This window comes from Ruegeria sp. AH12 (assembly GCF_056541465.1).
Map to the genome: position 1 here is coordinate 19,934 of NZ_JBQFYL010000010.1, position 26,952 is coordinate 46,885.

The following is a 26,952-nucleotide window of genomic DNA, read 5'->3' on the forward strand; positions in this document are numbered from 1 at the left end:
GCCCCGTGATCCGGCGGGGCTTTGTCGTTATGGCGACCCGTCATAGTCTTTACGCTATGTCAGCCATGAATTTGATCCGTATCAATGTCGCGGCCTTCAGAATCTGAACTAATCGGTTCAAGAAAAACGAAGGAGTGATAGATATGATGAACAAATCTTTGGTCGCGTTGATGATGGTGTGTGGGGTTCTGTTGACGGCCTGTGAAAACAACGGAGAAAACTATCCGGTTACCGGTGAACAATGTGGTCCGGAAGATCCTGTGAAAAAGCTGGATGCAGCAGACTGTATTGTTCCGCCTGCAGGTGTCTGACAGCGCGCAGACCCGACTGACTGGCCGCAGCGATGACCCCTGCGGCCAGTTGCGTTTCCGGGCATTGCAGTTTCTTGGGTACGATTTCTTTTGATCTTTGCGCGCGTTCCTATATAGAGGCGCATCCCAAGCCAGAATCTGCATAGATACGCCCCCAAAAGGTACCAGCATGTCGCCCAAAGCGCCGATTACGCAAGACGTTATGACCATTCCCCGCAAACTGCCCGAGGGGAAAGTGAATCTGGTGGGTTTGTCGCGTGATCGCCTGCGTGAGGTGTTGATCGAACATGGTACGCCTGAAAAACAGGCCAAAATGCGCACCGGGCAGATCTGGCAGTGGATTTACCAATGGGGCGTGCGGGACTTTGCCGAGATGACAAATCTGGCCAAAGCCTATCGCGCACAGCTGGCTGAGAATTTCGTCATCGAGATCCCCGAGGTCGTGACCCGTCAGGTCTCGGAAGATGGCACCCGAAAGTATCTGTGTCGCATCGCTGGGGGCCACGAGGTTGAGGTTGTTTACATCCCAGAAGAGGATCGCGGCACGCTATGTATCTCATCTCAGGTGGGCTGCACGCTGACCTGTTCCTTCTGCCACACCGGCACGCAGAAACTGGTACGCAACCTGACAGCGGCGGAAATCGTTGGTCAGGTGATGATGGCCCGCGATGATCTTGAGGAGTGGCCTGTGCCCGGCGCGCCCAAGGACGAAACGCGCCTGCTGTCGAACATTGTTCTGATGGGCATGGGCGAGCCGCTTTATAACTTCGAAAACGTCCGTGATGCGATGAAGATTGCCATGGACCCTGAAGGCATTTCCCTGTCGCGCCGCCGGATCACCCTGTCCACGTCTGGCGTGGTGCCTGAAATTGCACGAACTGCCGAAGAAATCGGCTGCCTGCTGGCGATCTCATTCCACGCCACCACGGATGAGACCCGTGATGTACTGGTTCCCATCAACAAGCGCTGGAATATCGAGGAGTTGCTGCAAGCGCTGGCGAGCTATCCCAACGCTTCGAATTCCGAGCGGATCACCTTTGAATATGTGATGCTGGATGGCGTCAATGACAGCGATGAGGATGCGCATCGCCTGATCGAGCACATCAAGCGCCACAATATCCCGGCTAAGATCAACCTGATCCCGTTCAACGAATGGCCCGGCGCGCCGTATAAACGCAGCTCGAACAATCGTATCCGGGCCTTTGCGAACATCATCTATCAGGCAGGCTATGCCTCGCCGATCCGCAAAACACGCGGAGAAGACATAATGGCCGCCTGTGGCCAGTTGAAATCGGCCACAGAACGCGCCCGCAAATCGCGCAAGCAGATCGAGGCTGAGGCCGGGCTGAACGGCTGAGCGGCACTGCCCACGCCTGTTTTCTGAACTCAAAATTTGCTATATTTGGCCTGTTCGGTTCAGGTCAGGCTCACCTTTGTGCACAAGATTGTGAGAGGAATGGGTCGTTGTGAACCACAAGCTAAGTCTTTGATAACGCCCTGCGCGCGGACCGTACGCAGGCAAACTGTTTTCAGATGGGCCAATACCATGAGCACGATTTTTCAAATTAGTTTCAAAACAATACTCGTCGCTTCATTCTCGCTTCTTTTCCATATCGGAGCCGCGAAGGCCGATGACCGCGAGGCACACATCACAATCGAGAATCCCGCCGAGCTCAGCAAAGACGAGGCCGAAGAGATTTATCAATCGCTTAGCCGACGTCTGGCACGCGGGTATGCCGGAGCCCAGCTTGACTTGATCCGGAGTTATCAAAGCTGGGCGCTGTTCAATGACGCGCCTTATGTTTCGGCGACCCACGGTCAAAGATATGTGAACAGCTACGCCAATCGCATGGCCCATAACTATGGAACCATGCAGGACGGAGACGTGTTGCCAGCAGGGTCGGTTCTGGCAAAGGACAGCATGACCGTTACCGATGAAGGCAAGATCTTTCCCGGAGCGATGTTCGTGATGGAGAAGTTGCCGCAGGGCACCAACCCTGCGACGGCTGATTGGCGTTACATCATGGTGCTACCTGATGGTTCGCTTTATGGCGACACCACAGGATCGCGCCCCAATCAGGTTGTTTATTGCCACGAATGCCACGAACAGGTGGCTGAGCGCGATTATACCTTCTTCGTGCCCGAGGAGTATCGGATCAAAGCCGAATAGTAGTCAGACTATCCGCGCTGGAAACGCGCCGTGCCGATCACTTCGATCACCTGTTGGCGGACGGGTTCGGGTTGGGCTTCGACAGCATTCAGAACCTCGCGCAGTTCGGCGCGCAACCCGTGCATTTGATCGATCAGAGAGATCATCATCGACAGGGCATCCGCCTCCATATCGTATTGCTCGTGCAGCTCGCAGGCCAGTTCCAGCCGGGCGACGTCGATGCTGTGATAAACCACGCCTTGTGCCGATTGCTCGGGGATCACAATTTCAGCGGCCAGATATTCGGTCAGACGGTCCGAGGTCAGGCGGGTGATGGTGGCGATCAGTTCCTCTTCGGTCAGGGTCATGACGGCATTCCTTTCCGAGGATCATAGCGATGGGCGTCGCGCCATGTCTCCATGAAGTGCTTGAGGTCGTCGTCGATCTGGTCGGGCAGTGCGACGGTGAGTTCGATCAGTTGATCCCCGCGTTCGGATGAGCCGCGTTTCTTAACTCCCTTACCCCGCAGGCGCAGGGTTTTGCCGCTGCTGGTGCCCGCAGGGACGGTGACATTGACACCACCGTCAATCGTGGGCGCGCGGACTTTGCCGCCCAGAATGGCCTCATCAATGCTGATGGGCAGGGTGATGTGGATGTCATCACCCTGCCGGTCGAACACCGGATGGTCTGCCACCGAGATCGTAACCAGAGCGTCGCCCGCCGGTCCCTCGCCATAGCCCGGAGCGCCCTTGCCTCGCAGTCGGATGGTCTGGCCCGTGGTGATACTCGCCGGGATTTTAACCTCGATCCGGTTGCCATCGGGCAAGGTCAGCTTTTGGCTGGCCCCAAACACTGCATCCAGAAAGCTGATCTGCAGCGAGTAGTTCAGGTTGTGACCCGGCGCGTGGAATTCCTGCGCGCGCTGACCGCCAAACCCACCGCGACCGCGCATGAACTCGGCGAAGATGTCCGACATGTCATCTGGGTCTGCCTGGCGCCCGCGATAAGGATTGCCAGCGGCCTCGGCATAGTCACGATAGTATTGCTGTTGCGGGCGTTCCTGACCGGAGGCATCGATCTCGCCATTGTCATAACGGGCACGGGTTTCGGGGTCTTTCAGCAGATCGTAAGCAGCGGCGGCGGCTTTGAACTTTGCCTCAGCCTCGGCATCACCGGGTTTCAGATCCGGATGGCATTCTTTTGCGATGCGCCGATAAGCTTTCTTGATATCGGCAGCACTGGCGTCTTTAGCCACGCCAAGGACGGAATAGGGATCGTCGCTCATCTCACCTCTCGCGGATGTGGGTCGGTCTGATCTTTAAGAGTCTGTTTCAGCATGCGATTTCAAGGGGCCGAAAGGAAGAGGCATTTGAATTGCTACATAAAATCCGGCAGGTCTGGTAGTATCTACATGATCTCAGGTTCTTTGACGGAGGCCCCGCATGTCGCGCAGATTTAAATCCGCCCTGGCCTTGCTGGCCGGGAACGCAATCGGGTTGATATTGGCCGTGTTGCTGCTGACCGGTTTTGCGATCAAGCCTTTGTCCTTTGTGGTCGTGGTTATCGTCTTCACCGTTGTTCAAGTGATCGCAGAGCCGTTGATCCTGAAGATCGGAGAAAAGAAAGCGCCTGCACTCAAAGGTGGGATCGCCCTGATCGTGACTTTTGTGGGATTGCTGGTGACCGAGTGGATCACAGCCGGACTTGTTATTGGAGGGGTGGCAAATCTATTGGCAGCAACCCTGCTGGTCTGGTTGGGCGCCTTGATCGGCAGCATTGTTCTGCCGATCTACGTGTTCCCCGAACTGCGCGGGCCGAAGAAGTAGCTAGAGCGCGTTCAGGCTGGCCTCGATGGCTTGCCACAGCTCTTCAACCGGTTCACATCCAACGGACAGGCGGATGAAACCGGGGTCAACATCATCGCCCCAGCGGGCGCGGCGCTCGGCGGAGCTGTGGACGCCGCCAAAGGATGTCGCGGGGCGCAACAAAGGACAGCCGTTAATAAACGCCTCTGCTATGTCCTCATTGTCCAGCGTCAGGGACAACAGAAATCCGAACCGTTTCGTCTGAGCCTGCGCAAGAGCGTGCGCCGGATCGCCAGGCAGACCCGGATATCGCACCAGCCTGACTGCGGAATGGGTAGCCAGCCGTTCGGCCAGCACCTGGGCCGAGGCGCACATGCGGTCATAGCGTACGTCCAGTGTTTCCAGCCCGCGATGTAGCAACCATGCCTCATGCGGGCCGGGGATCGCGCCTGAGACGCGTCGCCATTCCTCGACCCACTCTATGATCTGGTTGTTGCGGCTGGCCACATGGCCCATCAGCAAATCCGAATGCCCGCCCATTGCCTTGGTGTCGGAGGACACCACGACATCAATCCCCAGATCCAGCGGGCGCTGGCCCAGCGGTGTCAGAGTTGTGTTATCTGCAATTGTTACCCCTTCGGCGGCGCGCACTTGTTCAGCAACGGCGGCCAGATCGATCATATCCAGACCGGGGTTCGACGGGCTTTCGACGAACACCACGTCAAACCCCTCGAAACTACCCTCGGCAAAGGACGTTGTTGCGCGTTCCTCGACCTCGACCCCGAGGCGAGAGAGGAACCGATCCGACAGCAAGCGCGTGACATAATACCCGTCCGACGGGATCAGCAGGCGTGATCCGGCCTGAACCGTGGCAAACAACGCTGCTGAGATCGCCGCCATACCCGATGGAAAGCTGAGGCACGGCGCGTCCTCAAGATGTGACAGCATATGTTCCAGCTGCACCCATGTCGGATTGTCGACGCGGCCGTAGGTGGCCAGACCATCCGTTGCGCCCGGCAGGTGGTACATGCTGCTTTGGGTCAGCGGCAGGGCGACCGGTTCACCTTCGTTCAAGGAATTGCCACGCAGGTGCAGCATCTTTCCGATCTTGGGGGCCATGGTTCAGCGCCCCGGAATGGCGTCGCGGGGCGGGGCGGGTTCCCAATTCTCGATGATATCGACCGCTTCTTGCGCAGTATCGACAAAACGGAACAGGTCAAGGTCTTCGTCTGAGATCGTGCCCGCATCGGCCAGTGCCGCCCAGTTGATGACTTTCTCCCAGAACTCACGACCAAACAGCAGGAAGGGCACACGCTCCATCCGACCGGTCTGGATCAGGGTCAGGGATTCGAACAGTTCATCCATCGTGCCGAAACCACCGGGGAAGATGGTGATGGCGCGGGCGCGCATCAGGAAATGCATCTTGCGGATCGCGAAGTAATGGAAGTTGAAACTAAGATCGGGTGTCACGTACAGGTTCGGTGCCTGTTCGTGCGGCAGCACGATGTTCAACCCGATGGAGCAGCCGTTTGCGTCTTGCGCGCCGCGGTTCCCGGCCTCCATCACGCCAGGGCCACCGCCGGTGACGATCACGTTTTCACGCCCACCGGTCTCGTTGGATTTTTCGGTCATAAGTCGCGCGAACTCGCGGGCTTCGTCGTAGTATTGCGACAGACCCGCCAGAGTTTCGGTCCGTGCGGTGTGCTTTTGCGACGGTTCAGGAATACGCGCGCCACCGAACATGACGATGGTCGAGGTGATCTGGCGTTCGCTCATGATCATCTCGGGCTTGAGCAACTCCAACTGCAGACGCACTGGGCGCAGCTCATCCCGGCATAGGAACTCTTCGTCGGCAAACGCAAGGCGATAGGCGGGCGAGCGGGTCTGCGGCGTATCCGGCACCTCGCGCGCGGTCGAGCGATCTGTTTGTGCGTCGCGGAACGGGCTGTGACGGTCTTCTCTCATGGGTGATCGATCCCTGCTTGCGTGTTTTTCAAACAGCTATAGGGTTCGCGGACAGAGCGCCAGTCACGGAAAGACAAGAATGAATTGGAAGAGCGAAATATTGGCCGCCCAGCATCGCATCTCGGGCTATGTGCAGGTCACACCCGTGATGACCAGCAAGATATCGGGCTATCCCATCGAACTGAAGCTGGAGCAGATGCAGCATACCGGTAGCTTCAAGGCGCGGGGGGCATTCAACACCCTGATCAGTTCTGACGTGCCCGAGGCCGGAGTGGTGGCGGCTTCTGGTGGCAACCACGGCGCAGCCGCTGCCTATGCGGCGCAGGCGCTGGGCTACCCGGCCAAGATTTTTGTGCCCGAGCTTGCAGGGCCGTCCAAAATCGCATTGATCAAGCAAACCGGTGCGGACCTGAGCGTTGTCTCGGGTGAGTATGCCAACGCGCTGACGGCCGCGCAGGCGCATGAGCAGGCAACCGGCGCGATGCAGATTCATGCCTATGACGCACCCGCAACTGTGGCCGGGCAAGGGACTTGTTTTGCCGAGTGGGACGCTCAGGGGCTGGAAGCCGATACTGTTCTAGTTGCGGTTGGCGGGGGTGGTCTGATTGCAGGCGCTCTGGCGTGGTTTGACGCCGCGCGCAAGGTTGTGGCGGTCGAACCCGAGACCTCTTGCGCCTTGAATGCAGCGTTGAAGGCGGGTGAGCCGGTGGATGTGTCGGTGTCCGGCATTGCGGCGAATGCGTTGGGCGCGCGGCGGATTGGCCAGATTTGCTTTGATCAGGCGCAGGGCATGAGTTCGGTTCTGGTAAGTGATGAGGCCATTGCAGAAGCGCAGCAGATGCTATGGCAGGCACATCGCATTCTGGTGGAACCCGCAGGGGCCGCAGCGTTGGCGGCGCTAACTTCGGGGACCTACCAGCCCGAACCGGGTGAGCGTGTCGCGGTCTTGATTTGCGGTGGCAATATCGCCCCCGACCCGCTTGCCGGGTGAATGATCGTTGCCCAGACGTAAAAGGAACCGCGTTCGTCGCATTGCGCCATGAGTGTCACTTGCGTATAGGCCAAACCAACACGAACAGATTCTGTAGGGAGACGCCCAATGTCCAACGCGCAATTGGAAGCCGCCATCGAGGCCGCCTGGGAGGCGCGCGATACGATCACACCCGCAACCACGGGTGAGCAGCGCGAAGCCATCGAGGATACCCTGAACGCGCTGGACAGCGGGTCATTGCGGGTTGCCGAGAAGCAGGAGAGCGGTGACTGGCATGTGAACCAATGGGCCAAGAAAGCGGTCCTGCTGGGCTTTCGCATCAAGGACATGGAAATGCAGACCGGCGGTCCGCAAGGTGGCGGCTGGTGGGACAAGGTCGACAGCAAGTTCGCAGGTTGGGGTGACAACCAGTGGAAAGCGGCTGGCTTCCGCGCGGTTCCGAACTGCGTTGTCCGTAAATCTGCCTTCATCGCACCGGGCGTCGTTCTGATGCCGTCTTTCGTGAACCTGGGTGCTTATGTGGACGAAGGTACCATGGTTGATACCTGGGCCACTGTTGGGTCCTGTGCGCAGATCGGCAAGAACGTGCACCTGTCCGGCGGCGTTGGCATTGGCGGTGTGCTGGAGCCGATGCAGGCGGGCCCAACAATCATCGAGGATAACTGCTTTATCGGCGCGCGTTCCGAAGTTGTCGAGGGCTGCATCGTGCGCGAAGGCTCGGTTCTGGGGATGGGCGTGTTCATCGGCAAGTCGACCAAGATCGTGGATCGTGAGACCGGCGAGGTCATGTATGGCGAAGTCCCGCCCTATTCGGTTGTTGTCGCTGGGTCGATGCCGTCCAAGAACAACGTGAACCTCTATTGCGCGGTGATCGTGAAACGTGTGGACGAGAAAACCCGTTCGAAAACCGGGATCAATGAGCTGCTGCGTGACTGATCCAAACTTAGCGTGAATGACAAAAGGCCGTGGATAGGCTCCGCGGCTTTTTTTGTAAGAACATTATGCTGCTATACCGGGCGCTGCTGTACAAGAAGAGGAAGACCCATGATCCCAATCGATATAGCCATCTTGTTCATGGGGGCTGCGATTGCGTTGGCCGCTGTTCCGGGGCCGGACAATATCTTTGTGATGACGCAATCGGCACTCTATGGCCGGATGTCAGGGTTGGTTGTGACGCTGGGACTGGCCTCTGGGCTTATCGTGCACACCACCGCAGCGGCTTTGGGCGTGGCCGTAATTTTCCAAACTTCACAAACCGCCTTTGCGGCGCTGAAATACGCCGGTGCAGCCTATCTGGTCTATTTGGCGTGGAAGGCGTTTACTGCAGCAGGGACTGCGCTTGACGGCGGTGATGCGCCGGAGATCCCGACGCGCAAGCTCTATCTGCGTGGGTTGATCATGAACATCGCCAATCCGAAGGTGACGATTTTCATGTTGGCTTTCCTGCCCCAATTTGTCGATCCGTTGAACGGATCGCTGATCGGGCAGTTCTATCAACTGGGCGCACTGATGTTCCTGGCGACGGTTGTGGTGTTCGGGGCCGTGGCCCTTGCCGCCGGTACGTTGGGCAGTTGGCTTAGGGGTTCGCCTTCGGTTCAGCTGTGGATGAACCGCGTTTCGGGCGTGATCTTTGTTGCGCTGGCCCTCAAACTGGCCACGGCCGAGCGCTGAGCTTGACCAATTCAGGCCGCAGGGCTAAGGCCCGTGCCATGGAAAAACAGAAAAAACCCTCGCGCCAGCAAGTCTATACCCTTCTTGTTCAGATCGGACGGAAGGATGGGGATGGTTTGCCCGAAGGGGCAACGGGCGCGGCGTTGATCTGTTATGCCAGTGGCGTGGATGAGGCCGAGGCCGTGCGCGAGACCGTGGCGATCCTGAAACAGGCAGATACCGCGCCTTTGGATGTCACCGGTTACGGCACGTTGGCTGAGCGTGAGGCACAGGGCCATGACATCGATGCGGATGAACGCACTCTGATGCAGCGGGCGTTGGACGAGAACGCGGTAATCGTGGCGCAGATGACTCCGTTTTTTGAAGACGAAACCTCAGCCTCTTAGTTCTGCGATCCGAACCATTTGCGGTGTAACTCGTCATAGGTCCCGTCCTCACGCAGGGACAGCAGCGCCTGATTGACCTCTTCCACCAGTGGCGAGCCGGTCGGGAAGGCAATGCCATAGTTTTCTCGCAGGAAAATGCTACCCGTCATCGTCGCGATCCTGCGTCCCTCATGCGCCGCGAAGTAGGACAGGATAGGCGCGTCGAACACGACAGCGTCCAGATCTTCGGCTTTAAATGCCTCAAGCATCTGATCGAGCCCCGGATAGCCCGCATATTCGATTTCGCGTCGGTCCAGGAAACTGGCCGCAGTTGAACCTGTGATGGTGCCGACATTTTTGCCATAGAGATCATTCACCGAATTCACATTGCCGGTGATTGCGTCCACCGTCATGACACTGGTGATGCGGGCGGTGAAGACAGATACGATAAATAGCGAGGATACCACCAGCACCACGCCCAGAATGCGGCCAAATGGCGTGCGGGGCATTCGTTCTTCAAAACCGCCATTCACGACCAGATTCAGCGCCCACCAGAAGGATGGGAACCATGCCTCGTTCAGCTTGCGGTCGAAATAGGGCTGCGCACGCCGTTCGAACCCCCACATCAACATGCCACCGCCCAAGAGGATGGCGAAGGCCAAGCCAATGGCGATGAACAATTCGGTGGACAGCAGCGCCTGCAACAGCGACGGTCTGCGCACCGCATCCGATGGCACCATAATCTGCAGGCCCGCCTCGAAAATCGGCTGGCTAAAATCCATCTGCGTTTCGCGTGATGCCGTGATCGAAATATTGGCGATGGCCAAATCGGCCGATCCGTCCTCGACCGCGCCCAGCATCTCGGCAAATGACTCTACGCGCTGGACAGAGTATTCCCATCCCAAAGCCTCAGAAAGAGCCCCTAGCAGGTCCATCGAGAATCCGGTTTCGGCACCGTCCTCAACATAGGAAAACGGCGGGCGTGTCACTGTCGTGACATTTAGCGTCTGTGCCAGGCTTTGCTGTGCGAGAACGGCGAAAGTCAGGCTGATCAATGCGTAGAATGCGCGCTTCATGGTCAAGTCACCCGTTTCGCGGCCCTGTAACGCGAATGTATATGCGTGGGCAAGGTAGCCGCCGGGTAAATCGACATGTTTTGTCGCGCTCTCAGGCTGATACTTTGCCTGCTCAGTGCGATAAATTTTGTGGATTGGCCTTGGCAATCCGGTCAATTCGTTGAATCTGTGCACGAACCTGAGCGCAAGACCAACAGCGAGGCCTACATATGACCGATGCAGTTCAACTGACGGCAGACCTGATCCGTTGCCCATCGGTCACACCTGATGAGGGCGGAGCGCTTGTTCTGCTGCAGGATATCCTAACGGACGCAGGGTTCGAGTGTACCCGAGTGGATCGCGGTGGCATCAGTAACCTGTTCGCCCGTTGGGGGGCTAAGGGACACGCGCGGACATTTGGGTTCAACGGCCATACGGATGTGGTGCCTGTGGGGGATCAGGCGGCCTGGACCAAACCGCCCTTCGGGGCCGAGGTTCATGACCGGGTGATGTATGGGCGCGGCGCGACGGATATGAAATCCGGCGTTGCCGCCTTTGCAGCTGCGGCGATTGATTTCGTGCGCGGCAACCCACCCGACGGGGCGATTATCCTGACCATTACGGGCGACGAAGAAGCTGACGCGTTGGATGGTACAACCGCCCTGCTTGATCATATGGATCAGGTCGGCGAACGGATGAGCGTTTGTCTGGTCGGCGAACCAACCTGCCCGAACCGGATGGGTGAGATGATGAAAATCGGCCGACGCGGGTCGATGACGGCATGGTTCACCGTGACGGGGGTTCAGGGGCATTCAGCCTATCCGCATCGGGCCAAAAACCCATTGCCAGCCATGGCGCGGCTTATGGATCGACTGGCCAGTCATGAACTGGACCAGGGCACCGATCACTTCGATGCGTCCACGCTGGCCGTGGTCACCATCGACACCGGCAATCCCGCCACGAATGTCATCCCGGCGCAATGCAATGGCACCGTCAATATCCGCTTCAACGACACGCATACCGGTGCGGGCCTAAGCGACTGGCTCAAGGCCGAAGCGGCGCGCGTGGCCGAAGAGTCTGGCGTTCAGGTAGAGACCAAAATCAAAATCTCGGGCGAAAGCTTTCTGACCCCACCGGGCGCACTGTCTGATTTGGTGGCGCAGGCGGTTGAGGCCGAGACGGGCGTGCAACCCGAATTGTCAACAACTGGCGGCACGTCGGACGCGCGTTTCGTTAAAAACCACTGCCCGGTGGTCGAGTTCGGGCTTGTCGGTCGCACGATGCATCAGGTCGATGAATGCGTCGAGGTGGCCCAGATCAAGCAGTTGAAGGCGATTTATACGCGTATTCTGACGGACTATTTCGCCTGACCGATGCAGCGCACTCTGGTCATCATGGTAAAAGAGCCTCATCCGGGTCGCGTCAAAACCCGACTGGGGCGCGATATCGGCATGGTCGGCGCTGCATGGTGGTTCCGGCACCAGACGCGGTCTCTGATCCGTCGGTTGCGTGATCCACGCTGGCGGATTGTGTTGGCGGTTTCCCCCGACACTGAAGGGCTGACCAGTCGGATCTGGCCTGCTGATCTGCCACGCGCGGCGCAGGGGCGGGGTGATCTGGGCGATCGAATGGAGCGGATGCTGCGCGGGATGCCCAAAGGGCCTGTCTGCCTGATTGGGGCGGATATTCCTGGCATCACGCGCCATCATATCGCGGACGCGTTCAAGGCATTGGGTCGTTCGCAGATGGTGTTTGGCCCGGCCCCGGATGGCGGCTATTGGCTGGTCGGTGCGCAACGCTATGGCGCGTTGCCCTTGGGCTTGTTTCGGGATGTGCGCTGGTCGACAGAACATGCGCTGGCCGATACGTTGGCGTCGGTTCCCGGCTGTCGTGTCGCCCTGTTGAACGAACTGCGTGATGTGGATACCGTCGCTGATTTGCACGGCTGAGCCGAAGGGACACTTTTTGGTCATGACGCGGTTGCATGCGCGTGCTAGGCCAAAGGCATGAGTCGCATTCCCACCAAGCAGGAGGTCCTTGACTGGATCTCAGCGAACCCCACCCTGACCTCGAAACGCGATATCGCCAAGGCCTTCGGCATCAAGGGCGCGGATCGGATCGATCTGAAACGCATCCTCAAGGAGCTTGAGGCCGAGGGGCATCTGGAAAAGCGCAAGCGCAGCTATCGTGACCCGGATCGTCTGCCGCCGGTTAGTGTGTTGCAGGTGAAGGCCCCGAATGAAGATGGCGATCTGTTCGCGCGGCCCTTGGAATGGCATGGCGACGGGGTCGAGCCCATCGTCCTGCTGATCACCCGCGCCAGCGATCCGGCGCTAGGGGAAGGCGACCGTATTCTGGCGCGCCTGACCGTGGTGCAGGAAGAAGATCACAATTACGAAGCCCGCCTGATCCGCCGTATCGGAACCAACCCGCGCAAGATCGTAGGTATATATCGCAAAGGGGCCGAGGGCGGGCGGATCGTGCCCATCGACAAGGCCGGATCAACGGAATGGTTGGTGCCCGAAGGCGCGGTGCATGGGGCGAAGGACGGAGAATTGGTCGAGGCCGAACAGGCCGGGCCCAAGACCCGCATGGGCCTGCCACGCGCGCGTGTTGTTGAACGGTTGGGTGATCCGACCGCACCCAAGGCCGTCTCGCTGATTGCCATTCACCAGCACGGTATCCCGGATGATTTCCCTGATAAGGTTATTGAGGAGGCGGATAAGGCCAAACCCGTTGGCCTGAAGGGTCGCGAAGACTTGCGGGACATGCCGCTGCTGACCATCGACCCCTCGGATGCGCGCGACCATGATGACGCCTGCTATGCCCATGCCGATGACGACCCCAAGAACCCCGGCGGCCACGTGATCTGGGTCGCGATTGCCGATGTCGCCGCCTATGTGCAGCCCGGCACTGCGCTGGACCGTGAGGCGCGAAAACGCGGCAACTCCAGCTATTTCCCGGATCGCGTCGTGCCGATGCTGCCGGATCGCCTGTCCGGTGATCTGTGTTCCCTGCACGAGGGCGTCCCGCGCGCCTGCATCGCCGTTCGGATGCAGATCGACGCCGAGGGCAACAAGATCGGCCATCGCTTTGTACGCGGCTTGATGCGCTCGGCCGCGTCTCTGCACTACGCCGAGGTGCAAGAGGCCATCGACGGCACCCCTAACGACCGCACGGGACCGCTGTTGGAGACGGTTCTGAAACCGCTCTACGCCGCTTATGCCGCGCTGAAAAAGGCGCGGGCGGCGCGGCAACCGCTGGAGCTGGACCTACCGGAACGCAAGATCGTTCTGTCCGACACGGGTGAGGTAACCAGCGTCGCCTTCCGCGACCGTTTGGATGCGCACAAGCTGATCGAAGAGTTTATGATCCTTGCCAATGTCGCGGCGGCTGAAACGCTGATTGCGAAACGTCGGCCCTTGCTATTCCGCGTCCACGAGGAACCCGCACCTGAAAAGCTGGAGAGCTTGCGTGAAACGGCGCAAGCCGCTGGCTTGAACCTGGCCAAGGGTCAGGTTTTGCAAACCCGTCATCTGAATGCCCTGCTGAACGCGGCCGCGGGCACCGAGGATGCGGAGCTTATCAACCTGACGACCCTGCGGTCGATGGCGCAGGCCTATTACAACCCCGAGAATTTCGGACATTTTGGTCTGGCGCTGCGAAACTATGCGCATTTCACTTCGCCCATTCGTCGCTATGCCGATCTGATTGTGCACCGCGCGCTGATCTCGACCCATGGCTGGGGCGAGGACGGGCTGACCGAGGAGGAAATCGCCCGGTTGGATGAAACGGCAACGCATATTTCGGACACCGAACGTCGATCCATGATGGCGGAACGGGACACCACAGACCGCTATCTGGCGGCCTATCTCAGCGAACGCGTGGGCAATGAGTTCACAGGCCGGATCAGTGGTATCGCGCGGTTCGGGGCGTTCGTGAAGATGGACGAAACCGGGGCCGACGGGCTGGTGCCCGTGCGGTCCCTGGGTCGCGAGTTCTTTCATTTCGACCGCGAGGCCGGAACCCTGATGGGGTCGGATACCGGGTTGATCATCGCCATCGGCCAGCGTGTTACCGTGCGCTTGACCGAGGCAACCCCGGTGACAGGCGGGCTGGAGCTGGAACTGCTGTCCATCGACGATCAGGCCATACCGCGCGGGCGCGGCCCTGGCAAACGGGGCACGCGGCGCAAGGCGGTCAGCACCAAGCGCAAGAAAGACAAGATCAAGCGCAAGGTCGAGCGCAAACGCCGTCAAAGGTGATAGGTTAAGGCCCGCGCAATCAGCCAGCCGTGACGGGTGGCGTCGATCTGGTCGGGATGCTCGAACAGGATGGCCCTATTGCCATCGATCCGGTCCTCGCCGGGAAAGGCGGTCGTGAAGTCCCCCATCAACCGGCTTTGGCAATGCACGAACAGGGCAAATGGCGCGGACTTATGTCCACCCAACCGAATGGTTGAGCCCTTGGGGGCCAGATAGGCGGGCTGACCCCAGCGCAGAGCCTCTTGCAGCGGTTGGGCACTGGGCAGTGCGCTGGCGGTCTCAAGGATCAGATCGCGCAAGGCAAGTGCTCCGGCACGCGTGTCCGGGGGCAATGCCGCAAAGGCGGCCGCTACGGCGGGATCTTCAATCTGAGTCATGACAGGGGTACTGCCTGTTCCATCCGGTCTACGTAAGTGTTGAGCAGGTTATCCTGTTTGATGCGGCGGGTCAGCGGTGTTTCAACAGGTGTCGCACGCATTGCCGCCAGCATGGGGCCAACGCTCATATCCGCAGCGGTCGGGTGTTCTCCCAGCAGAAACGGTGACTGCCACAGATAGGCCGAGATCGCCTCAAGGTCACGCTCGACCCGGTCCAGACGTTCATTCAGGGAAAAGCGACCGATGCCCTGAGCGTTGATGCCTTTCAGGACGGATTTGCGGATTGCATTAGAGGCCGGTTTGCGGATTAGGGCTGGAATGCTGTTAAAGAACATCTCGCGCAGGATGGGCCAGACCTCATCATTGCCCCAGCGATCCAGAACGATGTGGAAATAGAGATGCTCCTCGGCCATACGGATCAAGGCGCGGGATTGCGCCTTTTCAACATCCGACAAACCCGCGTCGAAGTCGGCCCCTTGCTGTTCCAACCAATCTCGGATCAGATCGCTGTCCGGGACCAACCGCTCGGGCGTACGTAGCACAGGCAGCTTCTGGTGCGGCATCTTGCGAGGGTCCAAAATGTCGGATCGCTGCCAGGTCTGGCCGGATTTTTGCAGCATCAGCGCGGTTTTCACGCAGAATGGGCTGGCGCTGAACAAGCCGAAAGCAGATGGGTAAGTGAGAAGGGTCAGCATCAGGGGGCTCCATCATTGGGGATGGCCGGACCTTAGGCACAGCTGATGACAGTTTTTGACATTAGGGGTAAGCTAATATCCGATATGTCCCGCACCGCCCGCCTGTTCCAATTGATGCAAGCCTTACGCTCTGGCTCGTCGCCGAAAACTTCGGTTCAATTGGCGGAGGATCTTGGCGTGTCTCCTCGTACGATCCACCGCGATATCGATGCGCTGCGCGGCCTTGGCGCGGTTATCGATGGTGAGGCTGGATTCGGGTTCACCCTAATCGAAGACGCAACGCTGCCGCCGCTGGGTTTTACCGATGATGAGCTTGAGGCGCTGGTTCTGGGACTGCGCGAAGTGCAGGTGATCGGCGATCCGGCACTGGCTGACGCGGCCAGCGCCGCGTTACGCAAACTTCAAGGACGCCTGCCGCCACGACAATCCCACCGGCTGAGCCATGCAGTTCTTGCTGCAACGCGGTTCAACCGCCCCCCTGCGCCGACCATCGAAGTTGCCGATCTGCGGCAGGCCACATGGGATGAACGCACAGTCGAATTCGCATATACCGATGCCAAGGGGGATGAGACCCGCAGACGGGTGGATCCCTTGAGCATTGTGTACATGGACCGCTCGAATGTCTTGCTCAGCTGGTGCCATCTCAGGCAGGATTTTCGCGTCTTTCGCTTGGATCGCATGCGGGAAATGTCGGTGACAGATCAAAGCTTTCGCCCAAATCGCATACCAATGCTGCGCGATGTTATTGCCCAGATCCGCGCAAAGCGTGCCGCATTTGAGCGGGACGAAAACAGCTAAGACCTTTGAGAATTGCCGATTTTGCGCTATCCTTGGAGTTGAGCAGTACTCAGGAAAAAAATCGGAATGCATAAATGCATAGGTGGCGTCATGACCGCCGCATTATGGGCATCCATCGTGCAGGCGTCAGCGGCAGAAGACGCCCCCAGGCCCGAGATTCGGCCTGTGGGTGGAGAAATTCAATTGGCATCGGCGGATGTTACAACATCCCTGCGACCGGTGCCCCGGCCCACGGTTGAGGTCGTACGAGCGTCCTCGGCAGGAAACGCCCGGTTTCAGGCCTGGCTTGGGGCGTTTGAAGACCGGGCGCGGGCTCAGGGTATCTCACAATCTACGCTGGGCCACGCCTTGGCGGACCTGTCCTATGATCTGGACGTTATCAAGCGGGATCGCAATCAGGCTGAATTCTCAAAGCCGATTTGGGAATATCTGGACAGTGCCGTCTCGGATACACGCATCGCAAATGGGCGCGCGGCGCTGGATCGGCACCAAAAGGTCCTAAAGCGGATTGAGTCGCAATACGGCGTCGAGAAGGAGGTCGTGACAGCGATCTGGGGGCTCGAGACATCGTTTGGCACCTATCGGGGCAGTAACCCGACGATCCGGTCGTTGGCTACATTGGCGTTCGATGCGCGCCGTGCGTCCTTCTTTGAGACCCAGCTGATCGCGGCTTTACAGATCATTCAGGCGGGCGATGTCAGCGCGGGCCGGATGATCGGCAGTTGGGCCGGGGCGATGGGGCATACGCAGTTCATGCCGACCTCTTACCTAGATCATGCGGTCGATTTCGACGGCGATGGGCGGCGCGATATCTGGTCGGATGATCCGACCGACGCGCTGGCCTCGGCGGCGGCCTATCTGGCTCGGCACGGCTGGACCAAGGGGCAGCCATGGGGTGTCGAAGTGCGCCTGCCCGATGGGTTTGACTATGCCACCGCCAAACGGGATTACACCTTGATGCCGTCGGAGTGGGCGAAACTAGGTGTGGTTGGACGCGATGGTGAACCTGTCGCTGATCACGGGCAGGCCGCGATCCTTCTGCCCGCTGGCGGGCAGGGCGTTGCGCTGATGATCTTCGATAATTTCAGCGTGATTGAGAGCTATAACGGCGCAGATGCCTATGTCATCGGCATTGGTCACCTGTCCGACCGCCTGGCAGGCCGCGCACCGTTTCAGGCCCCTTGGCCGCGCGGCGACCGGGTGCTGAGCTTTACCGAGAAGAAGGAGCTACAAACCCGACTGACCAAAGCTGGATTTGATACGCAAGGCGTCGACGGGCGTACCGGACCGAACACGATCGACGCTGTACGGGCTTATCAATTGGCGCAGGGATTGGTGCCGGATGGGTATCCGACTTTGAAGCTGTTGGAGCGGCTGCGGTGATTGAGTGGTAGGCTGCTGAGAGCATTTGGGTCCACTAGGCGGACAAAGCTGTTGTTTTGCCCAAAGAAAACTAGGCCGTCTTAGCTTAACTTGTACTCACAACTCTCATCCGTCAGGACAAACGGTTCTATCAGCACCAGGGCGTACAGAAGATTTCCTGCAAGATGTTATCATCTATCACCATGACCGGATTATTCAGCTCGGAAAATTCGGATCCCTCCAGAATGTTCACTTCATAGCTGACCCAGTCACCATCGGCTTTGGGTTGTTTGATTTCGGCGATCAGAACAACCTGCTTTCCTTCGCTCTCTCCGGTTATCGCGGCATTCGGCGGGTCTGCCTCAAAGCTGTCCTGCCCAGTGCTCCATGCCTTTAGAAAATCAGTGCGACTGATCTGTCCCGCAGCACGGTAAGGCCGATCCGCAAAAACGGGTACATCGGGACTAACTCCGTGCAAGGTCATGGTACCGTCGGATAGCGTGGCGCGATCAGCGGTTTCAATGAACAGATAACTCTCAGGCTTTGATGTGTCGTCAGACGATTGCGCCATCGCGATCGATGCCATGGCACCCAACACAGCCACTGCTCCAAAGAGTTTCGCTGACATTTTCATTTCATTCTCCCGGCGTTTTGAAATTTTTATATTCGATAAAGGTGCCTACACCTTAAAAACGTGTGTGTTTTTGAGGGATGGTGGCATGACTTGCTCGGGTCCTTAAAACCACTATCGGCCTGATTTCTTGATTGCCGCCGTCGCTTGCGCGTCCGACCACTGCACTGCCTAAGGCAGATTTAACTAGTTGCTGCAGTCCTGGCCCCAGGAAGCCCAACACTGAAGGGTATAGTATACCGAATCGACTACCAAAGAGACGTTCTCGAGGTGCGTGACATCAGTTCCATTCAGCGTCTCATAGTCAAACTGCAGATTTCCATCCTCCAGTTTGGGATTGCTGATAGTGACGATTAACCCAACCTGTGAGCCTTCGTTCTTTCCTGTCAAAGCCGCGTTGGGCGGATCAGATTCAAAACTGTTCGGGCCGGCACCCCAGTTTTTGACAATCGACTCGACCGGCATTTTCATCGCGTCGCGATATGGGCGATCCGTGAAGAGTACAATCTGATCATCAATTCCCTTGAGCATCAGCTTGCCATTTTCGAGCGAAGCAGTATCCGCAACTTCCATAAAGAGCCAACTTTTCGGTTCTTCGGCAGCTGCTGCAGACGCAAAAGCAACAAGGCTTGCGAGAAGTCCCTTTTTGAGTAAGTCAAACTTCACAATAATCTCCTTCAACGAGGTCTCGGTCATCGTAGAAACAACTTTGGGTTAGAAGAACTATGGTGCCGAATGTTCAATGTCTGCAAGTTAAGATGGGTTTATCTGCAGACACCTGAGCATTTTTTCGGCATCTGCGCCAATTGTCGGGCGTTTCAGCCAAGTTGCGAAAAAGAAGGCTAAGGGCTTAATGACGACGATGCCATCGGACTAGGTTCCAAAGAAAAGGCGGCCGGAATGGCCGCCTTTTCCGAACATAGTACCATCCGACTTAAGACGCCGACTTCATCAACCCTTGCGCGAGAATCTCTGCCTGCGCCTCATCCAGCGATTTGTGGATGCGTAGGAACATCTCGTCGATATCCGCCGGAGTCAGGACAAGTGGTGGAGAAATGATCATCCGGTCGCCCACATGGCGCATGATCAGGTTGTTGGCAAAGCAACGGTCGCGGCAGATATACCCCACGGTGCCGGGGGCCGAGGCGAATTTGGCGCGGCTGGCCTTGTCGGGCGTCAGTGCGATCGAGGCCATCATGCCGACGATCTTGGCCTCACCCACCAGCGGATGATCGGCCAGAGCCTCCCATTTTTTCTTCAGATACGGCGCGGCGACGTCGCGGACGTGCTCGACGATCTTTTCCTCTTCGAGGATGCGTAGGTTCTCCAGCGCCACCGCTGCCGCCACCGGATGACCGGAATATGTGTAGCCGTGATTGAACTCGGTTCCGCCAATCACCTCGGCGATCTCATCGTTGACGATGGACCCGCCGATGGGCGCATAACCCGAGCTGAGGCCCTTGGCGATGGTCATGATATGGGGCTTGATCCCGACGGTTTGCGACCCGAACCAGTTACCGGTACGACCAAAGCCACAGATCACTTCATCGGCGATCAACAGGATATCGTATTTGTCGCAAATGCGCTGAACCTCGGGCCAATAGGTGTCTGGCGCGACAATGACCCCGCCAGCGCCTTGCACGGGTTCAGCAATAAAGGCGGCGACGCGGTTTTCACCCAGCTCCAGAATGGCCTTTTCCAACTCACGCGCACGGGCCAGGCCAAAGTCTTCGGGCGTCATGTCGCCACCTTCGGCCCACCAATTCGGCTGGTTGATATGGTGGATATTCGGGATCGGAATACCGCCCTGTGCGTGCATTCCGGCCATACCACCCAGCGAGGCAGACCCCACGGAGGATCCGTGATAGGCGTTATGGCGGCTGATGATGATGTTCTTGTCGGGCTGGCCTTTTTCGGCCCAATAGGTGCGCACCAGACGGATGTTGGTGTCGTTCGCCTCCGAACCTCCGGCGGCAAAGAAGACGTGGTTCAGATCACCCGGTGCCAGCTCGGCAATCTTGGCCGCCAAGGCAATGGCGGGCACGTGGGTCGTTTTGAAAAACGTGTTATAATAGGGAAGCTCGCGCATCTGACGCGCGGCGACGTCGGCCAGTTCGTCGCGCCCGTAGCCGATGTTCACGCACCACAGACCGGCCATCGCGTCGAGGATCTCTTCTCCCTCACTATCAGTCAGGTAGACGCCTTTGGCGCGGGTGATGACACGCGCACCCTCCTGCCCCAATGCACCATTGGCTGAGAATGGGTGAAGGTGATGGGCCGCATCCAGGGCCTGCAACTCAGCGGTGGGCATGTGGTTGGTAATGGTGGACATCCTGAAACCTCCTCAAGCAGTTGCACGCCACAATATGATCAAATTTTTTGCTGTCAATCGAATCACGTGATTCAGGCTGAAGCCAGAGCGCCGATCATTAGCTCCATCCCTTGCTCAACATCCTGTGCAGTGGCCAGAGCGGCTTTGTTGGCATCTCCTTCGCGAAGCGCTGCGATGATGTCTTTGTGCCGGTCAGGCATGCTTTGCGTACCGAATCGCCCGCTGACAACCCGCAGCGATGGGCCGAATCTGAGCCATAGCCGCTCGGCCAGGTCACGCAGAATCGGGGCTTGGGCATGGGCGTAAAGCGCTTTGTGAAAAGCATGGTTCAAGCGAAGATAGCCGTTGATGTCGCCGTCTTCGATCATACTGTCGAGACGCTGGTCAATTCGCTCCAGCTCATCAATATCAGCGGGGCTTAGATTGGGAGTCGCACGTCTTGAAAGTTCTGATTCTATTGAACTTCTGGCGAATTTCATCTGGTCAATATCCGAATCAGAAATCAGTGGAACACTGACACGTCGATTCCCCTGAAACACCAATGCCCCATCAGATATCAGCCTGCGAATCGCTTCGCGCACTGGTGTCATTCCAACATCCAATGCATCGGCCAAACCCTGAATTGTGACCGGTTGCCCCGGAACCAAATCGCCAAACAGGATTTGCGATTTGAGTGTGTGGTAGACCTGTTCATGCACGGGGCTTTTGGTGTCGCTCATCTGTACTGTATTTGCCTTATTTTTGATCAAATCCAATGGGCTGGTTCCAGTTTCGCTACCTGCGGCTTGCGGGGTCAGACCCTTCGTGGAACCATAGTCGGTACCATCGAAAAACGCAAAACTTGATCAAATCTGAAAAACCGGGAAAATACCCGGACATTTGCAGGGAGAAAAAAATGACAATCAAAACGCTGACGCTGACAGCGGTCATCGCATTGGGGACTTCGGCAGCCTTTGCCGAAGAGGTGCGTGTTTACAACTGGTCCGACTATATTGACGAGGACCTGCTGGCGAAGTTCGAAGAAGAGACCGGCCTGACGCTGATCTATGACGTATTCGACAGCAACGAGGTTCTGGAAACAAAGATGCTGGCCGGCGGGTCAGGTTATGACGTCGTGGTGCCGTCGGGCACATTCCTTCAACGCCAGATTCAGGCTGGTGCGTTTCAGGAACTGGATGCTGCCAAACTGGCCAATTCCGGCAATCTGTGGGACGTGATTCAGAACCGCACTGCCGGATACGATCCGAACAACGCCTATTCCATCAACTACATGTGGGGGACGACCGGCATCGGTGTGAATGTTGGCAAGGTCAAAGAAGCTTTGGGCGACGATGTAGCTCTGAACAGCATGGACCTTGTCCTGAAACCCGAAAATATGGAAAAACTGGCTTCGTGCGGTGTGCATTTCCTGGACGCACCAGCGGAAATGATACCGATGACGTTACAATATCTGGGTGAGGATCCTGACAGCCATGATCCGGATGTCATCGCCAAGACAGAAGAAGTGCTGACCGCGGTGCGCCCATACATTCAGAAATTCCACAGCTCGGAATACATCAATGCGCTGGCCAATGGCGATATCTGTGTGGCCGTCGGCTGGTCGGGTGACATCCTTCAGGCGCGGGACCGCGCGGCCGAGGCTGATAATGGGGTCGAGATTGAGTACCATCCGTTTGCCGAAGGGTCGCTGATGTGGTTCGACCAGATGGCTATTCCTGCGGATGCGCCCAATCCTGAGGGCGCGCACAAGTTCCTGGACTTCATCCTGGATGCCAAAAACATGGCCGCGGCGTCGAACTATGTGTACTACGCCAACGGAAACAAGGCTTCGCAGGAGTTTCTGGAGGAAGACGTGATCGGTGATCCGGCGATCTATCCGGATGATGCGACGATGCAAAACCTCTACATCACGACGCCTTATCCCTCTAAGACACAGCGGGTCGTGACCCGTCTTTGGACGAAGATCAAGTCAGGCACCTGATATTGCGGCGCGGGGCGAAACAACGCCCCGCGTTTTTCTTTGCCGTACAGAAATACGGGGGCCGGTTTGAACGCTGATGTCTTTGCGCCGTGGGATGATCCACAGGCGAAACCACTGATCCAGTTCCAGAATGTCACCAAACGGTTCGGGGGCTTCACCGCCATCGACAACCTGTCGCTGGACATTTTCGAACGCGAATTCTTTGCTCTGCTCGGCCCCTCGGGCTGTGGCAAGACCACGATGATGCGGATGCTGGCTGGATTTGAGACCCCGACTGAGGGGCATATCATGCTGGGCGGGCAGGACATTGATCCGATCCCACCGAACAAGCGGGCGGTGAACATGATGTTCCAATCATACGCGCTGTTCCCGCATCTCAGCATTTGGGACAACATCGCCTTTGGTCTGCGACGGGACAACATGCCCAAGCACGATCTTGAGGACCGGGTCGAAGAAATGTTGCGCCTGACACGGCTGGAACAATTCGCCCGCCGCAAGCCGCACCAGATTTCAGGTGGGCAAAGGCAGCGGGTCGCATTGGCACGGTCACTGGCGAAGGCTCCGAAGCTGTTGCTGCTGGACGAGCCCCTTGGCGCGCTGGACAAGAAACTGCGACAGGACACGCAGTTCGAACTGATGGATATTCAGGAGAAGACCGGCACCACCTTTGTGATTGTCACCCACGATCAGGAAGAGGCGATGACCGTTGCCAGCCGTGTGGCGGTGATGGATCAAGGCAAACTAATGCAGGTCGCCACACCGGATCGTATCTATGAAAACCCAAACTCGGTCTATGTCGCCGACTTCATCGGAGATGTGAACATCATCGAAGGCCGTGCAACATCGACAGGGGATGAGACCTATCGGATCGAATGGGCCGAAGGACAGGCACCCCTGACTGCGACATCGGGCACTGAACTTTCGAATGGTCAATCCTGCCATCTCGCGATCCGACCCGAAAAGGTAACAATCTCGACCGATCGCCCGGCTGAGGCAATCAACGCGGTGCAGGGCAAAGTGCTGGACATTGCCTATCTTGGTAACCTCTCGACCTATCACGTGGAACTGTCGAACGGCACGATCATCAAGGCGCAATCTGCCAACACGCGCCGTATCTCGCGCCGATCCTTTACTTGGGAAGACCCGGTCTGGCTGTCGTGGACAGCAACGGCTGCGGTTTTGCTGGCGAACTGATGCGCCGTGCCTTGCTGATTGCTGTACCCTATGTCTGGCTGCTGGCGCTGTTCATGGTGCCGTTCTTCATTGTGTTGAAGATTTCGCTGTCCGACACCGAACTTGCGATCCCGCCCTATACGCCGACGCTGGACCTGTCACAGGGTTGGGCTGGCATCCGAGATTTCTTCAGCCAGCTGGATTTCGAGAATTTCGTCTGGCTGACCGAGGATGACCTGTATTGGAAAGCGTACCTGTCCAGCGTCAAAATCGCCCTGATTTCGACGGTTCTGACGTTGCTGGTGGGCTATCCGATCGCCTATGGCATGGCCCGCGCGCCCGAAGAATGGCGGCCAACACTGATGATGCTGGTGATCCTGCCGTTCTGGACCTCATTCCTGATCCGCGTCTATGCATGGATGGGCATCCTGTCGAACGAGGGCTATCTGAACCAGTTGCTTCTGTGGACGGGTATTATCTCCACTCCGCTGACCATTCTGAACACCAATACGGCGGTCTATATTGGCATCGTCTACACCTATCTGCCTTTCATGATCCTGCCGATTTACTCGGCGCTGGAGCGAATGGACGAATCCCTGATTGAGGCTGCCGAAGATCTTGGATGTTCCCGCATACAAGCCTTCTGGCTGGTCACCATCCCCTTGTCGCGCCCCGGTATCATCGCAGGCTGTTTCCTTGTGATGATCCCGGTAATTGGTGAGTTCGTGATTCCGTCGCTTCTCGGTGGATCAGGCACGCTGATGATCGGAAAGGTGCTGTGGGAGGAGTTCTTCTCGAACCGTGACTGGCCCGTGGCTAGCGCCGTGGCCGTGGTTCTGCTGTTGATCCTTGTGATCCCGATTGTGCTGTTCCAGCGCAACCAGCAAAAACAGACGGAGGCCGAGCAATGAGCAGGCTAAGCTGGTTCAATGCCGTCTCGTTAACGTTGGGGTTTGCCTTCCTGTACATCCCGATGATCATACTGATCATCTTCAGCTTCAACGAAAGCAAACTGGTCACGGTCTGGGCGGGTTTCTCGACCAAATGGTACGGCGAACTGGTCCAAAACGAGGCGTTTCTGGACGCTGCTTGGGTTACCGTCCGGGTTGCGGTGTTTTCGTCGACATTGGCGACGATACTTGGCACCGCTGCGGCCTATGTGCTGGTGCGTGGGGGCCGTTTCTTTGGGCGAACCCTGTTTTCGGGCATGATCTATGCACCGCTGGTGATGCCCGAGGTGATTACCGGCCTCTCGCTGCTGTTGCTGTTCATCGGGATTGGTTTGGACCGGGGTATTCTGACCATCGTGCTGGCGCACACGACATTCTCAATGTGCTTTGTATCCGTTGTGGTCTCATCTCGCCTTGTGACATTTGATCAGTCTTTGGAAGAGGCCGCGCTGGATTTGGGCTGTTCCCCCGCGCAGGCGTTTCGCCTTGTGACCTTGCCGATCATCGCTCCAGCCGTGATCTCGGGCTGGTTGCTGGCCTTTACCCTGTCGTTGGACGATCTGGTGATTGCGTCGTTCACCTCTGGCCCATCGGCGACGACCTTGCCGATCAAGATTTTCTCAGCGGTCCGGCTTGGGGTTAGTCCGGAAATAAACGCGCTTTCAACTATCATGATTGCGGTGGTCACGGTGGGGGTCATCACCGCGTCGCTGGTCACCAAACGTGCGATGATGCGGCAGCGGCAGGATGAAATGGCCGCTGCCCGCGCCGAATGAAACGCATCTATCCCGCCTACACCTACGGCCCCGGTCCACGGGATGGGTGTTGGTGGGATGAGACCTGCCCCAGCCCTGAGTGGCCGGAACTGAACGGTGATCAGAGAGTAGACGTCGCCATCATCGGCGGTGGTTTCACTGGAACATCTGCCGCGTTGCACCTTGCCAAAGCGGGGGCTTCGGTCGCCGTGCTTGAAGCGGAAACCCCAGGTTGGGGCGCATCGGGGCGCAATGGCGGTTTCTGTTGTCTGGGCGGATCGAAACTGAGCCATAGCGCCTTAGCGCGCCGCTTTGGGCAGGACGGTGCCGCCGCTTATGAACAAGCAGAACATGATGCCGTCGCGTTAGTGGTCGCCTTGCTTGAGGAGAATCAGATCGCGGCTGATACGCATTCAGTTGGTGAGACCCAGCTGGCGCATTCGTCGCGCGCGATGGCGAAACTGCGTCGTTCCGCAGACCAAAACGGCACCTTGCACGAGCAAGAGGATTTGCCGGGGTTGGGCCTGAATGGCCCGTTTTTTGGCGGGTACACGACTCCGGTCGGGTTTGGATTGAACCCTCGGAAATACCTATTTGGGCTTGCTCAATCCGCAGCCGAATTGGGGGCGGTGTTTTATCAGAACAGCCCTGTGCGAAAGGTCGAAAAAACCTCGTCGGGTTTTGAGCTTGAGATGCCCGAGGGACGGGTGCGGGCCGATCAGGTGCTGATCTGCACAAACGGGTATTCCAGCGAGGATATCCCGGCCTGGATGTCAGGCCGATACATGCCTGCGCAATCGACGGTTCTGGTCACACGGCCCCTGACCCAAGCGGAAAAGGCGGGGCAGGGCTGGACCTCGGACCAGATGTGTTACGATACGCGGCATCTTCTGCACTATTTTCGTCTGATGCCGGATGGGCGGTTTCTGTTTGGAATGAGAGGGGGGCTGCGATCTTCCGAGGCGTCCGAGAAGGCGATCCGGGACTTGGTGCAGCGGGATTTCAGAGGGATGTTCCCGGCATGGTCCGAGGTTGAGATCACCCATATCTGGTCGGGTATGGTGTGCCTTTCCCGTTCGCTGTTGCCCTATGCAGGGACCGTTCCGGGATATCCCGGAATGTTCGCGGGGTTTGCGTTTCATGGCAATGGCGTTGCGATGGGCAGCTATTGCGGCCGTGCGTTGGCGCGATTGGCTTTGGGGCAGGCGACGGGTCTACCACACCCGATGACGCAAACGCCCGCTCGGTTCCCGTTGGGGCGCATGCGGCGCGCGCTGTTGCCGCCCGCCTATGCGGCAATGGCGGTTGCTGATTGGTGATG

The 26,952-nt window shown here is 58.0% G+C and carries 29 protein-coding genes; 18 read left to right on the forward strand and 11 right to left on the reverse strand.

The features are described from left to right. Positions 1–143 precede the first annotated feature (143 nt). The 3 genes from ACR0EL_RS14600 (at position 144) to ACR0EL_RS14610 (ending at position 2,481) form a co-directional block, all read left to right on the forward strand. A complete protein-coding gene (locus ACR0EL_RS14600; RefSeq protein WP_480500666.1) occupies positions 144–311 on the forward strand; it encodes a hypothetical protein in 168 nt (55 codons plus the stop codon). Positions 312–480: 169 nt separating this feature from the next. Then, on the forward strand, positions 481–1,668 hold the full coding sequence (gene rlmN / locus ACR0EL_RS14605; RefSeq protein ID WP_480500667.1) for a dual-specificity RNA methyltransferase RlmN: 1,188 nt from the start codon (positions 481–483) through the stop codon (positions 1,666–1,668). A 189-nt stretch (positions 1,669–1,857) separates the two neighbouring features. Then, complete coding sequence (locus ACR0EL_RS14610) at positions 1,858–2,481, forward strand: cytochrome P460 family protein (RefSeq protein ID WP_480500668.1); 624 nt, start codon at positions 1,858–1,860, stop codon at positions 2,479–2,481. A gap of 8 nt (positions 2,482–2,489) precedes the next feature. Here the strand turns inward: ACR0EL_RS14610 and ACR0EL_RS14615 are convergent, their stop codons facing one another. Further along, positions 2,490–2,828 (reverse strand): hypothetical protein, encoded by a 339-nt coding sequence (locus ACR0EL_RS14615; RefSeq protein ID WP_480500669.1) that lies wholly within the window; start codon positions 2,826–2,828, stop codon positions 2,490–2,492. Then, on the reverse strand, positions 2,825–3,745 hold the full coding sequence (locus ACR0EL_RS14620; RefSeq protein WP_480500670.1) for a DnaJ C-terminal domain-containing protein: 921 nt from the start codon (positions 3,743–3,745) through the stop codon (positions 2,825–2,827). Before ACR0EL_RS14620 ends, ACR0EL_RS14615 begins: the two co-directional genes overlap by 4 nt. Before the next feature lie 157 nt (positions 3,746–3,902). On the opposite strand from ACR0EL_RS14620, the gene ACR0EL_RS14625 reads away from it, so the two are divergent. Beyond that, positions 3,903–4,286 (forward strand): hypothetical protein, encoded by a 384-nt coding sequence (locus tag ACR0EL_RS14625; RefSeq protein ID WP_170533573.1) that lies wholly within the window; start codon positions 3,903–3,905, stop codon positions 4,284–4,286. Here ACR0EL_RS14625 and ACR0EL_RS14630 read toward each other — a convergent pair whose 3' ends face one another. Together ACR0EL_RS14630 and ACR0EL_RS14635 are read right to left on the reverse strand one after the other, a co-directional pair. Further along, the gene (locus tag ACR0EL_RS14630) at positions 4,287–5,384 is read right to left on the reverse strand and encodes a cystathionine gamma-lyase (RefSeq protein ID WP_480500672.1); all 1,098 of its coding nucleotides are present in this window, start codon (positions 5,382–5,384) and stop codon (positions 4,287–4,289) included. 3 nt (positions 5,385–5,387) lie between these two features. Continuing rightward, positions 5,388–6,230, reverse strand: a complete 843-nt coding sequence (locus ACR0EL_RS14635) for an LOG family protein (protein WP_480500673.1) — start codon at positions 6,228–6,230, stop codon at positions 5,388–5,390. A gap of 79 nt (positions 6,231–6,309) precedes the next feature. On the opposite strand from ACR0EL_RS14635, the gene ACR0EL_RS14640 reads away from it, so the two are divergent. The 4 genes from ACR0EL_RS14640 (at position 6,310) to ACR0EL_RS14655 (ending at position 9,278) form a co-directional block, all read left to right on the forward strand. Then, positions 6,310–7,221: a threonine/serine dehydratase gene (locus ACR0EL_RS14640; RefSeq protein ID WP_480500674.1), complete on the forward strand. Its 912-nt coding sequence runs from the start codon at positions 6,310–6,312 to the stop codon at positions 7,219–7,221. 108 nt (positions 7,222–7,329) lie between these two features. After that, entirely contained in the window at positions 7,330–8,157 is an 828-nt protein-coding gene (gene dapD / locus ACR0EL_RS14645; RefSeq protein ID WP_480500675.1) for a 2,3,4,5-tetrahydropyridine-2,6-dicarboxylate N-succinyltransferase, read from the forward strand. Positions 8,158–8,265: 108 nt separating this feature from the next. Further along, entirely contained in the window at positions 8,266–8,892 is a 627-nt protein-coding gene (locus ACR0EL_RS14650) for a LysE family translocator (protein ID WP_480500676.1), read from the forward strand. A 38-nt stretch (positions 8,893–8,930) separates the two neighbouring features. After that, entirely contained in the window at positions 8,931–9,278 is a 348-nt protein-coding gene (locus ACR0EL_RS14655; RefSeq protein ID WP_480500677.1) for a hypothetical protein, read from the forward strand. Here the strand turns inward: ACR0EL_RS14655 and ACR0EL_RS14660 are convergent. Further along, a complete protein-coding gene (locus ACR0EL_RS14660; protein WP_480500678.1) occupies positions 9,275–10,333 on the reverse strand; it encodes a transporter substrate-binding domain-containing protein in 1,059 nt (352 codons plus the stop codon). The two genes, ACR0EL_RS14655 and ACR0EL_RS14660, sit on opposite strands and share 4 nt — an antisense overlap. A 209-nt stretch (positions 10,334–10,542) precedes the next feature. On the opposite strand from ACR0EL_RS14660, the gene dapE reads away from it, so the two are divergent. Genes dapE through rnr form a run of 3 tightly spaced genes read left to right on the forward strand, consistent with a single transcriptional unit; the run spans position 10,543 to position 14,577 of the window. After that, positions 10,543–11,682 carry a succinyl-diaminopimelate desuccinylase gene (gene dapE, locus ACR0EL_RS14665; protein ID WP_480500679.1) on the forward strand — a complete coding sequence of 380 codons (1,140 nt, stop codon included), beginning with the start codon at positions 10,543–10,545 and terminating at the stop codon, positions 11,680–11,682. 3 nt (positions 11,683–11,685) lie between these two features. Then, positions 11,686–12,261, forward strand: a complete 576-nt coding sequence (locus tag ACR0EL_RS14670) for a TIGR04282 family arsenosugar biosynthesis glycosyltransferase (RefSeq protein ID WP_480500680.1) — start codon at positions 11,686–11,688, stop codon at positions 12,259–12,261. A 57-nt stretch (positions 12,262–12,318) separates the two neighbouring features. After that, positions 12,319–14,577, forward strand: coding sequence for a ribonuclease R (gene rnr, locus ACR0EL_RS14675; protein WP_480500682.1), 2,259 nt, complete (start codon positions 12,319–12,321; stop codon positions 14,575–14,577). On the opposite strand, the gene ACR0EL_RS14680 is transcribed toward rnr, so the two are convergent. Together ACR0EL_RS14680 and ACR0EL_RS14685 are read right to left on the reverse strand one after the other, a co-directional pair. Beyond that, on the reverse strand, positions 14,568–14,954 hold the full coding sequence (locus tag ACR0EL_RS14680; protein WP_480500683.1) for a DUF1801 domain-containing protein: 387 nt from the start codon (positions 14,952–14,954) through the stop codon (positions 14,568–14,570). The genes rnr and ACR0EL_RS14680 overlap by 10 nt on opposite strands. Next, positions 14,951–15,649: a glutathione S-transferase family protein gene (locus ACR0EL_RS14685; protein ID WP_480500684.1), complete on the reverse strand. Its 699-nt coding sequence runs from the start codon at positions 15,647–15,649 to the stop codon at positions 14,951–14,953. The genes ACR0EL_RS14680 and ACR0EL_RS14685 overlap by 4 nt, the downstream gene beginning before the upstream one ends. 84 nt (positions 15,650–15,733) lie before the next feature. Between ACR0EL_RS14685 and ACR0EL_RS14690 the strand changes: the two genes are divergently transcribed. Continuing rightward, the gene (locus ACR0EL_RS14690; protein WP_480500800.1) at positions 15,734–16,447 is read left to right on the forward strand and encodes a helix-turn-helix transcriptional regulator; all 714 of its coding nucleotides are present in this window, start codon (positions 15,734–15,736) and stop codon (positions 16,445–16,447) included. Between the two features lie 90 nt (positions 16,448–16,537). After that, positions 16,538–17,830 (forward strand): lytic murein transglycosylase, encoded by a 1,293-nt coding sequence (locus ACR0EL_RS14695; RefSeq protein ID WP_480500685.1) that lies wholly within the window; start codon positions 16,538–16,540, stop codon positions 17,828–17,830. Positions 17,831–17,960: 130 nt separating this feature from the next. Here the strand turns inward: ACR0EL_RS14695 and ACR0EL_RS14700 are convergent, their stop codons facing one another. The 4 genes from ACR0EL_RS14700 to ACR0EL_RS14715 form a co-directional block, all read right to left on the reverse strand. Beyond that, positions 17,961–18,443, reverse strand: a complete 483-nt coding sequence (locus ACR0EL_RS14700) for a hypothetical protein (RefSeq protein WP_480500687.1) — start codon at positions 18,441–18,443, stop codon at positions 17,961–17,963. A 183-nt stretch (positions 18,444–18,626) separates the two neighbouring features. After that, on the reverse strand, positions 18,627–19,136 hold the full coding sequence (locus tag ACR0EL_RS14705) for a hypothetical protein (protein ID WP_480500688.1): 510 nt from the start codon (positions 19,134–19,136) through the stop codon (positions 18,627–18,629). Positions 19,137–19,374: 238 nt separating this feature from the next. Then, complete coding sequence (locus tag ACR0EL_RS14710) at positions 19,375–20,772, reverse strand: aspartate aminotransferase family protein (protein ID WP_480500689.1); 1,398 nt, start codon at positions 20,770–20,772, stop codon at positions 19,375–19,377. 71 nt (positions 20,773–20,843) lie between these two features. Beyond that, positions 20,844–21,491, reverse strand: coding sequence for a GntR family transcriptional regulator (locus ACR0EL_RS14715; RefSeq protein ID WP_480500691.1), 648 nt, complete (start codon positions 21,489–21,491; stop codon positions 20,844–20,846). Positions 21,492–21,667: 176 nt separating this feature from the next. Here ACR0EL_RS14715 and ACR0EL_RS14720 point away from each other — a divergent pair, with 176 nt between their 5' ends. From ACR0EL_RS14720 to ACR0EL_RS14740, 5 genes are all read left to right on the forward strand, one after another. Further along, the gene (locus tag ACR0EL_RS14720; protein WP_480500693.1) at positions 21,668–22,753 is read left to right on the forward strand and encodes a polyamine ABC transporter substrate-binding protein; all 1,086 of its coding nucleotides are present in this window, start codon (positions 21,668–21,670) and stop codon (positions 22,751–22,753) included. Between the two features lie 66 nt (positions 22,754–22,819). Continuing rightward, positions 22,820–23,947 (forward strand): ABC transporter ATP-binding protein, encoded by a 1,128-nt coding sequence (locus tag ACR0EL_RS14725; protein WP_480500695.1) that lies wholly within the window; start codon positions 22,820–22,822, stop codon positions 23,945–23,947. Next, positions 23,947–24,837 (forward strand): ABC transporter permease subunit, encoded by an 891-nt coding sequence (locus tag ACR0EL_RS14730; RefSeq protein WP_480500696.1) that lies wholly within the window; start codon positions 23,947–23,949, stop codon positions 24,835–24,837. The genes ACR0EL_RS14725 and ACR0EL_RS14730 overlap by 1 nt, the downstream gene beginning before the upstream one ends. Beyond that, positions 24,834–25,652 carry an ABC transporter permease gene (locus tag ACR0EL_RS14735; protein WP_480500697.1) on the forward strand — a complete coding sequence of 273 codons (819 nt, stop codon included), beginning with the start codon at positions 24,834–24,836 and terminating at the stop codon, positions 25,650–25,652. Before ACR0EL_RS14730 ends, ACR0EL_RS14735 begins: the two co-directional genes overlap by 4 nt. Continuing rightward, positions 25,649–26,950, forward strand: coding sequence for an NAD(P)/FAD-dependent oxidoreductase (locus ACR0EL_RS14740; RefSeq protein WP_480500698.1), 1,302 nt, complete (start codon positions 25,649–25,651; stop codon positions 26,948–26,950). The genes ACR0EL_RS14735 and ACR0EL_RS14740 overlap by 4 nt, the downstream gene beginning before the upstream one ends. Positions 26,951–26,952 lie beyond the last annotated feature (2 nt).